The organism is Paenibacillus plantarum, from assembly GCF_013141695.1.
Taxonomy (GTDB): domain Bacteria; phylum Bacillota; class Bacilli; order Paenibacillales; family NBRC-103111; genus Paenibacillus_E; species Paenibacillus_E plantarum.
Genome location: NZ_WHNY01000039.1, coordinates 41063 through 52342 on the forward strand (window position 1 = coordinate 41063; position 11280 = coordinate 52342).

Sequence of the window (11280 nt, forward strand, 5' to 3'; positions counted from 1 at the left end):
CGTTGTCGATCTCACCAGATAAGCCGTACGATAAGGGCATCAAATCGCACACAAGTTTTCGGAACAGGAGGCAAGGAATGGAAAGTAGCGCAATCATCGCAGCACGAGAAGTCAAGGAGCATGTGCAACCGCACCAAACGAAAGAGCGTGCCAGCAAGCTGTATTGGAAACAGAAATATTATTTCTTCATGTTAATGCCCGTCATAGCGTATTATCTCATTTTCCACTATGCCCCCTTATATGGGATTGTGATTGCCTTTCAGAATTACTATCCACTAAAGGGCGTTGCCGGCAGCGAATGGGTAGGGTTTGATCATTTTAAGGAGCTGTTCACAGGACTTTACTTTTTACCCGTTCTGAAGAACACCCTGATCATCTCCACGTATAAATTGATTTTTGGCTTCCCGGCGCCGATCATCCTCTGTCTCATTCTGAATGAGGTTCGCCTCGTCTTTTTCAAAAAAATGGTTCAGACGATCACCTACTTACCGCATTTCATTTCCTGGGTAATTCTCGGCGGGATTGTGATTGAATTTCTATCACCAACGCGAGGTTTGATCAATGCCATCATCATGGAATTTGGCTATAAACCGATCCTTTTCGTGACGAGTGAGACGTACTTTCGATCGATCCTGGTACTCTCCTCTATATGGAAGGAAGTCGGTTGGTCAACGATTATCTACCTAGCGGCGATTACAAGTGTGGATCCAGAGTTGTATGACGCAGCAGATATGGACGGAGCGGGGCGACTTCGGAAAATATGGAACATCACGCTGCCATCCATCATGCCAGTCGTAACCATCATGTTTATTTTCGCGGTAGGCGGCATTATCAATGATGATTTTGATCAAATTTATAACTTACTAAACGCTTCGGTTCTTTCGGTTGGTGATGTCATATCGACATATACGTATCAGATTGGACTTGTGAAAGGCGATTATAGCTTCGCAACGACGGTCGGTTTGTTCAAAAATATCATTGCCTTCTTCTTAATTCTCCTCACGAATTATGTAGCTAAGAAAACCAATGACTATTCCTTATGGTAGGTGATCCGCACATGGACATAGCAACAAAACGTAAGAAGAAACGAACCCTGGAAGATGTCTTCGTAGACACGATCGTCTATGTGACGCTCATCCTGTTAACCTTGCTGACCATCATCCCATTCATGCAAGTTGTCACGGTATCCATGAGCCCGCCAGAAGTCGTGAGCAGCTACGGCATACATTTGATTCCACTCAAATTCAATTGGGACGGTTATCGCAAAATTCTAGCTTATCAGCAGATCTGGACCGGGTATCAGAACACCATTGTCCGAGTCATTCTAGGCATTATCGTCTCGATGACACTGATGATCTTAGCGGCATATCCCTTATCAAAGAAAAATTTGGTACACCGCAAGTTTTGGACAATTTTCATGGTATTCACGATGTTTTTCAGTGGCGGTTTAATCCCGACCTACCTGATTGTCAAAGGCGTCGGTCTCTATAACAGTGTATGGGCGCTTGTGCTGCCTGTCGCCATCAATACGTTTACGATGCTGATCATTCGCAATTATTTCATGTCCCTACCCGAGGAAATTCAAGAATCAGCTCGCATTGATGGCGCGAATGAGTTTGTCATTTTGATGCGCATCATCCTGCCGATTTCAGTACCGATACTGGCAACAGTAGGACTGTGGACATTGGTTTACCATTGGAATGAATGGTTCAACGCGATGATTTATCTCAAGGATTCGAAGAAAGCCGTCTTGCAGCTTGTTCTTCGCAAAATTATGTTCGAAGGTTCCGAACCGCAAGCGGTCGAGACTGTGAATACGATTTATGCCAACACCGACACGATGAAGATGGCTGCCCTGATGGTATCCTTGATTCCCTTGCTAGTTGTCTATCCGTTCATGCAAAAATACTTCGTCAAAGGCGTCATGATCGGCTCATTGAAAGGTTAACCCCAGCCCCCTCACAGGGGATGGTTCACTAACATACATGTCTAGGAGGGTCTAAAAAATGAAAAGAAACGTATTTCGTCATGTAGGCAGCTTGGTGAGCGCAGCATTGTTAGTAGGGAGTTTGGCTGCATGTAGCAGCGGTACGGAAAGCACGACAAGTACAGCAGCACCAGCAGCAACGGGGACAACAGCAACGGCAACCGCATTAGCAAAGAATGAGGCACCGGTAACGATCGAATGGGCAGGCTATAACATCAACGATGTAGCCCCAGATCCGAAATCCGAAGTTTTGCAGGAAGTGTCCAAACGTTTTAATGCCAAAATCAATGTCTGGACAGCGGATTCGCAGAAATACAGTGAAGTGTTCAACGTCCGCATGGCATCGGGAGAAATACCGGATATTTTGAGGCTGAAGGGCTTTGAGTTATCCAAGCTCGTTGACAGCGGGGTAGCGGCGGAAATTCCAGTAGATACGATTAAGCAGAAGGCACCTAACTACTACAAATTAATCATGGACAATGACACCGCAGGATCCGCCTTCCGTTCCAGTACGTATAAAGGTAAAAACTATGGATTGTCTGCTTTCAATTTAGATGGCACCTATCCGACCAGTCTCGTTTGGCGCACAGATTGGCTCAAGAATGTCGGCATCACGAAAGTGCCTGAAACTTTAGCTGAGTTTGAGGATGCTATTTACAAGTTTACGAATAATGATCCAGATAAAAATGGCAAAAAAGACACGTACGGCCTCTCCAGTACGGCGATGCAAACGGTGCTTGGTGCCTTCGGACCGATCCCCACGGATGTCATTAAAGGCACAACGCCTTACTCAGCCCTTTGGTATACCGTGAAGGATAAAAAAGTGACGATGGATGCGATTCAACCTGAAATGAAAGAAGGACTCAAGCTACTGGCCAAATGGTACAAAGACGGCGTCATCGATCCTGAGTTCGTAACTGGTGAAAATAAAGGCGGCTATTGGGCGACTTCGCATGCCTTCATTAATAACCGTGTCGGTGTGACGGGTAACGTGATGTACTATCACTGGACACCCCCTCTTACAGAAGGAGATAAAGGTGGACCAGTTTATCAAGAATTCTTGAAAGTGAAGCCAGATGCCAAATATGAGGAAACATGGGCATTCGGCAAAGCCATCAAAGGACCTGATGGCAAAGCATATGGTGCGAACATTTGGGGATATAACAATGAATCACTTGTGATCACGAAGAATGCTGCGAAGGATCCTAGAAAGTTGGACACAATTTTAAAAATGCTGGATGCACTGGTCACGGATAAGGACTATTACATGTTGGCTAACTATGGTGTCAAAGACATAGATTATGTCATTAACTCAGACGGCTCTGTCGCTTCTAAACTCAAAAATCCAAGTGAAACTGCACAACGCGCTGTGGGTACCTTTGGGATGGTTACGAACAATCCGGATGTGGTGAAGCAGTTGTTCAAAGCCAAATTTGCCGTTGCGGATAAAGTTAAAGGAACAGGTACACCGCCATCCTACCTGCCAAGTGTAGAGGCTTCCGGCAAATACACAGCGGATTTGCAGAAGCTAACAACGGAAAATTACATCAAGATTATTCTAGGCGAGCAACCCGTTGATTCTTTTGATGAGTATGTGAAAAAGGCTAGAGCAGCCGGCGCCGACGAGATTGAGAAGCAGTATACTGAAGTCGTTAAATAAGAAGTAACCATTGAATGGAAGACTGTCACATTCGTAGCCAAACTGCAAATGAGGCAGTCTTTTCTTTAACCCCGATAAGGAGGAACTTAGCGACATGAAGTTGACAGATTTCATCAACGTATCCGATGTGGAAACTCATATTTTAGGCAAAAACGTGGCGGGACGCATCTTCCCAGCACGCGATGATCGCGAGGCTTGGGCCAACTTGCCCACGGACTTACAGCAAGCTTGGCTGACGCAAGCAGAGTCCTATCTTGGATATGAATGGCCATCTTTGCGTGCGACCGCATTTATGGCCTATTTCGAAGAGGGGAGCCGTAAGCCGTACGATTCCGTTGAAACAGAAAGACGAAATGCGCTTTGCACACTTCTAATCGCAGAATGCATCGAAGCCAAGGGCCGCTTCCTTCGGGAGATCACGAACGTCATTTGGCTCCTCTGTGAGCAGACGACGTGGTGCGCGCCGGCTCATCATTACTTATCCCTTCAACCGGGGGAGATATTCTCAGATGTAGAAGAACCTTTATTCGACCTATCGGCCGGTGAAACCGCTGCGTTACTTGCCTGGACGTCGCATTTACTGAAATCGCCGCTTGATGAGATCTCTCCCTTCATTAGAGGGCGCATCCGTGTTGAACTAGAACGCCGCATTATTACGCCCTACACCGATCGGAATGATTTCTGGTGGATGGGTTTTGGTGAGCGAGAAGTTAACAACTGGAATCCTTGGTGCAATGCGAATATGTTGACTGTCTTGCTGCTCCAAGAGTTGGAGCCGGAACGGAAATTAATACTTTTCGACAAGGTGCTGCGAAGCTTGGATAGGTACTTAGAGGTGCAATTCGAGGATGGCGGCTGCGATGAAGGTTCAACCTACTGGGCTAGAGCGGCTGGGATGCTTTTGGTTAATCTTGAGCTATTGTACCGAGCATCGGATGGTATGCTGCAGGTCTACGATCAACCCTTAATTAGAAAGCTTGGGCAATTCGTCTACAGCATGAACATTAACGGTCATTACTATGTAAACTTTGCAGATGGCTCCGCGATCGCTTCACAAGATTACAGCATGATCCACTTGTATGGCTCGCGTATTCAGGATGATCAGCTCCGCGCATTGGGGCAGATTGGCTTCCGCAGCTATCAAGTACATGATCGTAGAGGGAAAGGGATCTCCTTTTTTCAAGAAATGATCAGCTTGCATTGCTTCGCAAGCATTCATAAGGAAGCGGCGCTGGCACCACCACGAGTCCAAGATGTATGGCTGCCGAATCTGGAAGTGATGGCTGCAAGAGAATCGGAAGGCTCATCGCAAGGCCTGTTTGTTGCAATCAAAGGCGGTCACAATGACGAAAGCCATAACCATAATGACATCGGTCATTTTGTTGTTTATGTACATGGAAAACCGTTCTTGATAGACATTGGGGTGGAGACCTATACCCAGAAGACATTTAGTCCACAGCGATATGAGATCTGGACGATGCAGTCTGGCTATCACAGTGTGCCGGTCATCCATGGTTTTGAGCAAAAGGATGGCCGCTCCTTCCGCGCGGAGGACGTCGCCTATGCTTACAGCGAAGACGCTGTCCGTTTCGAGGTAGAGCTAGCCAGGGCTTATCCGGCTGAAGCGGGCGTGCAGAGTTGGCATCGCAGTCTAACGCTGCATAGAGGGCTGAACCCAGCCATTGAGCTGCGGGAATCGTGTTTGTTTGCCGAGCCTACCGATCAAGTGCTTCTCCATATCATGTCGAGTCAACGCCCCAAGCATCATGAACAGGGTCAGATACGTTTGCAAGATCATGGGAACAATCAGCTCATACTTTTTTATGAACATGAGCAATGGGAGTCCGTGTTTGAACACATCACGATAACAGACGAAAGCTTGACGAAGGTGTGGGGTGACAGCCTGTATCGCATTCAATTTAAACTTCGTCATGCGGTACAACAAGGCAGTTGGATGTTTCGGATGTCGGAGCAGTAGGATCCACTCATCGCCAAGTGTTCATGAAGGAGGGGAATTATGAAGCTAAGCGTGATCATCTTATTTCTAGCAATTTTCGTGACGACAGGCTGCTCCGAGTGGCAAACTCATTCATTAGTGGGTCCCTTACCCGCAACAGTGGCTTATATCAATGATTCCGCGATAGATGAGCGAGAGTTTCAACTTTTTTTAAATGATGTGAAGGCTCAGACAGCTGGCTACTTTAAGCAAACCTATAATGCGGATGACTCAGCCTCCTTCTGGACTACAAGCTTTCAGGGGGAGGTGCCGATCGAGAAAGCTAAGCAACTGGCACTAGACCGATTGAAAGAGGTCAAAGTTCAACAGTTTTTAGCCCAAGAATACGGCCTTATGAATGACCTTAGCTATACGGCCTTTCTCAAGAATTGGTTAACGGAAAATCAGCGTAGGGAAAAGGCAATCAAGAATAATCAAGTCGTCTACGGTCCTAAGCAGTATGACGAACGCGGCTATTACAGCTATGTATTTTCCAATTTGGTTTTGAAAGTAAAAGCTGTATTTCAAGAAGTGACAGCATCGAAGGGAGGTGATACCGCCAGCAGCGTCTTAAGTGAGGATCAAAAGCAACGCGCGCTGGACGCAAGTTACGGAGAGAAAGTAAAGCAATTGATGGATGCCGCACAAGTAAGGCTTGTGGACCACGTATTCCAAGAAATGAAGGTAAAGTAAGTAAGCGTATTTCTTGTTGGTCTAGTTCATGTAAGCGCTTTTATTTCAAAATAGAGGAGAATGATTAATGAGAATATCAAAGGCATTTCGATTGTGCCTATCGGTCGGCCTAGTTTTTATACTCCTATTGACGGTCATATTATCAATGCCTGCCTTAACGACCACAACATATGCGAACAATTCGACCTACTATGTCGATTCGGCCAGCGGCAGTGATAGCAGCAATGGTTTGAGCACTGGCGCAGCCTGGCAAACGTTAGCCAAAGTCAACAGCATGACCTTTTTGCCTGGGGATAAAATCCTTTTCAAATCTGGCTCTGTCTGGACCGGACAATTGCACCCGCTAGGTTCTGGGGCTTCGGGGTCTCCCATCATCGTTGATAAATACGGTATAGGCAATAAGCCAATTATTAATGGGAATGGACTAACCGGAGGCACGGTGTATTTTTACAATCAGCAATATTGGGAATTGAATAACTTGGAGGTTACGAATACATCCGCTTCAGCAGGTGACCGTTACGGGGTCAAAGTTGAGGCACAGGATGTAGGGACTTACAATCATTTTTACATTCGAAATATGTACATTCATGATGTCACGGGGACGAACACGGATGCTTTGAAGGTAACTGGAGGCATCTTTATTACGGTATCAGGTACGACTGTTCGAACGAAATGGAATGACGTTCTCATCGACGGTAATACCGTTGAGCGCACGGATCGTACAGGGATTAGCAATGGCAGCTCATGGGGGAATAATGATGGCAGTGGCAATTTCGAACCGTATACGAATCTCGTCATTAGTAACAATACGCTGAATGATATCGGCGGAGATGGGATCGTCATGCGGGCTTCCATCAATGGTTTAATTCAATATAATGTCGTGAATAAAGCCCACGCACGGGACACCCATTATAATGTGGCTATATGGGCTATTAATAGTACGAATCCTGTCATGCAATATAACGAAGCCTACAATACGAAAACAACCAACGATGGCCAGGGCTTTGACTGTGATTTTAATTTGACCGGTTGTACAGTGCAGTACAATTATAGCCATGATAATGAGGGTGGATTCCTATTAATCATGGGGAGTGGATCGATCCGGAATGACAATATGATTGTCCGATATAATATCAGTCAGAATGACCGCACACGTATTTTCCAATTCGATAGCAGCTACACCCCGTTAAATAGCCAAATTTATAATAATACGTTCTATATTGGTTCTGGCTTGAGCACAAGCATCACAACAGGGATTGGCGGAAGTAATCCACTCTCTTTTAAAAACAACATTGTTTACAATGGTGGCAGCGGCGGATACGCGGTAAAAGCAAATGATGTATATGATTATAATCTCTTCTACGGTAATCACCCGGCCAGTGAACCAAGCGATGCTCATAAACTTACAACGGATCCTCTTCTCGCAGGGGCAGGCAGCGGTGGTATTGGGATGAGTACGGTGGATGGCTATAAGCTGGGAACAGGTTCGCCTGCCTTGACCTCTGGGGTCCTAATCAGCAGCAATGGAGGCAAAGATTACTGGGGCAACTCCGTCTCAGCTTCGACTTCTCCGAATCGCGGCGCCTATAATGGTGCTGGTATTGTTCTAACGGCTCCGAATACGTGGATTGCCGTGGATGACGCGAATGTAAGAGATGGCACTTACGCTACGACGAACCAAGCAGGAACAACGGCTGTTACGGTTGATACGAAGAACGACTTAATCAGCTACAAACGGGATGGTTATTTTAAATTTGATTTTAATAGTTATAGCGGTACAGTCTCTAACGCAACGATCACATTGAAGCCAATCACAGCTGCAATGAGCGGCATCCAGAACGAGGTTGCACTCGTTAGCGACAACACATGGACAGAAGGCGCCATTACTTGGGATACGAAGCCTGCTTCCAGCACTGTGTTAGGTACGTATACGATCGTTGCTGGTACGTCCATTTCCATTAATGTAACTTCTCAGGTACAAGCGGCGATGTCTACTGGCAAAAAGCTCTCCATCCGCGTTTACAGCACATCAGCAGTAAATTCAAATGGGAATGTCTCCTTTGCATCAAGTGAGAGCATCACCAGCACGGATCGACCTAAATTAACGATAACACCATAATCACATAAGCGCTGAGTGTTTGGAACCGTGTCAACAGGAAGTGACGCGGTGTCCGGTGCTCAGCTTTTATTTTTAGACACGTCTTCCCTGTTTCACTATATGCTTGATCTCATCCGCAATAATGCGTACACCCCTGTCGATACGCTCTTCTGATACGCGTGTGATGCTTAGATTCATGAGTGGCAGTGGTTCAAAATTCGGTAAATAATTGGGTGTAAGGTTTTGAATGAGTACCTGCTTCTTTCGCAATCTGTCCAACAAAACCGGAATCGGCAAGTGAGGAGGGAGCATGATATGCGTATGAACACCGGATTGGCGTGGGGAAGCCACGGAATAGCTATCCTCCATATAGGCATGCAGAGATTCGTGCAACTGTTGTAATCGTCTCGAATAGGCATCCCGGATGGCATGTTTACGTCGTTCAAACATGCCGCTCTGAATGTAAATTTCCAAGGCAGCTTGTGAAAGCATGGGGCTGTCAATGTCGGCTATCTTTTTAAAAGTACCGAATACGTCATCTAGAGCTGATGGGAGAACGGCAACTCCAACCCGTAACCCGGGGAACAGGATTTTAGCGTAGCTTTTTAAATAAATGACGTGAGAAGAATCATAGGCGTAGATCGGATCTGATTTTGAATCTAGTTCCAGATCGGCCAGATAATCATCTTCAACAATATACACATCGTATCGTTTGGCCAGCTTGGCAATGGCTTTCTTCGTAGGCTCAGAGTAGGAGCATCCAAGTGGGTTATGAAAACGCGGCATCGTATAGAAGAACTTTATGTCCTCCGTACGGAAGAGATGTTCTAAGTGATTCAAGTCGAGATCACCATGAGGTGACCGACGAATTCCGTGTACGGGCAGCTGGTAGCTTTCGACTAATTGGATAAACAAATGATAGCTAGGCTGCTCCAACAGAATGCCGTGCTTTTTGTTTGGAAAGGGCATCAACGCCAAGATAGCGAGAGCCTGTTGCACACCAGAAGTGATATGAACGTGATCGGGCTTCGTAAATACCTTATAGTTAGCCAAATGCTTACATAGCAGACGTAATAAGGAGGGCAGGCCTTGCGATGTCCCATAAATAAATAGTTCATTTTTGTACATATCAAAGGCTTTATCCACACAATGTTTAAAATCCAAGTAAGGAAACAGCTCGGGATCTGGTGCAGCAGAGGAGAAGTCAAAGACTGTATTCTCAGGTAACTGCAGACTTGCTCCTCGTTGTTGAACCGCGTAATAGCCGCTTTGTGGAATCGGATAAATGAGATGGCGACTTTCCAGAAGAGTAAAAGCACGAATCACAGTGCTCTTGTTGCAAGCATACCGAAGGGAGAGATCTCTAATAGAAGGAAGTTTCTGTCCAGCTTTGATTTGTCCCTGTTCGAGTTGCTGTTCGATGTCATTCACAATTAGCAAATATTTATACATGAGCGTTGGATCTCCGATCTTCAACTTTTAATTGTACCGGTACAGTTGTTGTGTAAAAGGATTGTTGTGCATGGCTTGCGGATTTATGCTGTTAGTAGAGAATGTTTCAGTCAGTTGTAAGACTATTTGTATTCAATATTGTAAGGAGTTGGAGAGATGACATCTCACAAAGAACGAAAACTTGCTTATTTACTAGCTGTAATCAACGCCATCATCATCGGTATCTCTTTTCTATTTGCCAAAATAGCGCTAGACTACGCGCCCCCCCTCGATACTCTGATGTACCGATTCGCCATATCGTTTCTTGGATTATCGCTGCCAGTTGCTTTGGGAATCGTAAAATTGGGTTTTCGCGGCAAGCCTATTGGCAAAGCACTTATACTCTCATCTATGTATCCATTGGGCTTCTTTACCTTACAAGCATATGGCCTAAAGCACGCAACGGCCGCTGAAGCGGGCATCCTCTACGCATTTACACCTATCGTCACCATGTTGTGTGCATCGATCTTTTTGAAAGAATCCACCAATCGTGCTCAGAAGCTCGCGATATTTTGTTCAGTATTCGGTGTTGTATTTATCTTTCTAATGAAGGGAGCTGACTTAGACATCTCTAATATAACAGGTATCTCCTTGCTAATTCTCACTAGTGTTTCATTTGCGGGATACAGCGTAATGGCACGCTCCTTATCCAAACAATTTAGTCCATCCGAAATTAGTTACCTGATGCTGAGCACTGGATTTGTAGTGTTTCTGATATCCTCGTTATTTACGCATAGGAAGTTAGGATCATTCGAGAGTTTGCTAACGCCTTTGTCTCACCCACTCTTTCTCGTGTCTATTCTATTCTTAGGCTTGGTGTCTTCACTGGTAACGGCTCTGGCGTCAACGTATGTCTTGTCCAAAATCGAAGCTTCCCAAATGAGCGTCTTCACGAATCTTTCCACATTGGTTACAATTGCCGCGGGCGCATTATTCCTAGGAGAGGAAGTAACCCGCTATCATGTTATTGGCTCATTATTAATCATTGCTGGCGTGCTCGGTACCCAATACTACAGTGGACGTATCAAGGAAGTTTCTAAGTTGAAGAGATCTGTTTAATTGCAAAATATCTGGAGCTATAACTGGCGGCCGCTGATGCGAATAAATCATTTTGTAATTGGAAAAATAAAACATTGCCATGTGTTTAACATCCATGCTATATTATCACTTCGGCCGCAAGACAGACAGGCTGGTAACGAAAAAGAATGAAAAAAAGAATTTCAAAAAAAGCTTGCAAATAAAAAATGAACATGGTATATTACTTCTCGCTGCTTCGGTAACACGGCAGTGAACGAAAGAAATTGATCTTTGAAAACTGAACAACGAGTGAGTAAGCACGAACGAGTAATCGTTCA

Annotated in this window: 8 protein-coding genes; 7 read left to right on the forward strand and 1 reads right to left on the reverse strand. The window is 45.4% G+C overall.

Features of this window, described 5'->3' with window-relative positions; all coding sequences use genetic code 11:
- The first annotated feature begins 77 nt into the window (after positions 1-77).
- The 6 genes from GC096_RS12140 (at position 78) to GC096_RS12165 (ending at position 8455) form a co-directional block, all read left to right on the forward strand.
- The gene (locus GC096_RS12140; RefSeq protein ID WP_171630487.1) at positions 78-1046 is read left to right on the forward strand and encodes an ABC transporter permease; all 969 of its coding nucleotides are present in this window, start codon (positions 78-80) and stop codon (positions 1044-1046) included.
- A gap of 11 nt (positions 1047-1057) precedes the next feature.
- Positions 1058-1948, forward strand: coding sequence for a carbohydrate ABC transporter permease (locus GC096_RS12145; protein WP_171630488.1), 891 nt, complete (start codon positions 1058-1060; stop codon positions 1946-1948).
- A gap of 58 nt (positions 1949-2006) precedes the next feature.
- On the forward strand, positions 2007-3647 hold the full coding sequence (locus GC096_RS12150) for a type 2 periplasmic-binding domain-containing protein (protein WP_171630489.1): 1641 nt from the start codon (positions 2007-2009) through the stop codon (positions 3645-3647).
- Positions 3648-3741: 94 nt separating this feature from the next.
- Positions 3742-5625 carry a heparinase II/III domain-containing protein gene (locus GC096_RS12155; RefSeq protein WP_171630490.1) on the forward strand — a complete coding sequence of 628 codons (1884 nt, stop codon included), beginning with the start codon at positions 3742-3744 and terminating at the stop codon, positions 5623-5625.
- A gap of 39 nt (positions 5626-5664) precedes the next feature.
- On the forward strand, positions 5665-6336 hold the full coding sequence (locus GC096_RS12160; protein WP_171630491.1) for a hypothetical protein: 672 nt from the start codon (positions 5665-5667) through the stop codon (positions 6334-6336).
- Between the two features lie 67 nt (positions 6337-6403).
- Complete coding sequence (locus GC096_RS12165) at positions 6404-8455, forward strand: CBM96 family carbohydrate-binding protein (protein ID WP_171630492.1); 2052 nt, start codon at positions 6404-6406, stop codon at positions 8453-8455.
- Between the two features lie 72 nt (positions 8456-8527).
- Here the strand turns inward: GC096_RS12165 and GC096_RS12170 are convergent, their stop codons facing one another.
- Entirely contained in the window at positions 8528-9886 is a 1359-nt protein-coding gene (locus GC096_RS12170; protein ID WP_171630493.1) for an aminotransferase-like domain-containing protein, read from the reverse strand.
- A 156-nt stretch (positions 9887-10042) separates the two neighbouring features.
- On the opposite strand from GC096_RS12170, the gene GC096_RS12175 reads away from it, so the two are divergent.
- Positions 10043-10984: a DMT family transporter gene (locus GC096_RS12175; RefSeq protein WP_171630494.1), complete on the forward strand. Its 942-nt coding sequence runs from the start codon at positions 10043-10045 to the stop codon at positions 10982-10984.
- Positions 10985-11280 lie beyond the last annotated feature (296 nt).